Raw genomic sequence first — 695 nt, forward strand, 5'->3', positions numbered from 1 at the left:
AAGTAAAGAATTAGGCTTAGTAATGAATTCCTTCCATGGAGCGCTACACTGTCCCGATAGCTATCGGGAGTAGAGGTCCGTGGTTCGAGTCCACGCAGGCCCACCAAAAATTAGGAATTAAGAATGATTAATGAGCGGATAATGTTCGCTCACATTTATAATTATAAATTTCTAATTTATAATTCTCCGGGGGATTAACTCAGCTGGCTAGAGCATCCCGACTTCCAGTCGGGAGGGTCAGCGGCTCGAAGTCTACGGATAAAATAATGGGGGATTAGCTCAGCTGGCTCGAGCATCCCGACTTCCTGTCGGGAGGGTCAGCGGCTCGTATTCTACGGATAAAATAATGGGGGATTAGCTCAGCTGGCTCGAGCATCCCGACTTCCTGTCGGGAGGGTCAGCGGCTCGTATTCTACGGATAAAATAATGGGGGATTAGCTCAGCTGGCTAGAGCATCCCGACTTCCAGTCGGGAGGGTCAGCGGCTCGAAGTCTATGGATAAAATAATGGGGGATTAGCTCAGCTGGCTAGAGCACCTGCCTTGCACGCAGGGGGTCAACGGTTCGAATCCGTTATCCTCCACATAAAATCATCAAACGTGATGGTTATTTTAATATCAGGAAACTTTGTTTCCTCCTTTATTCCGAAAGCGGAATAACAAGTTCTTTGACATGTTGAGCAGAAAATGCAACAGA

General features: G+C 47.3%; 1 tRNA gene. It reads left to right on the forward strand.

From position 1 onward, the window contains the following. Positions 1-508 precede the first annotated feature (508 nt). Positions 509-582 (forward strand) — tRNA-Ala (locus KI659_RS18525). Positions 583-695: the final 113 nt, after the last annotated feature.

Origin of the sequence: Litoribacter ruber (genome assembly GCF_018449405.1) — a bacterium.
GTDB lineage: Bacteria > Bacteroidota > Bacteroidia > Cytophagales > Cyclobacteriaceae > Litoribacter > Litoribacter ruber.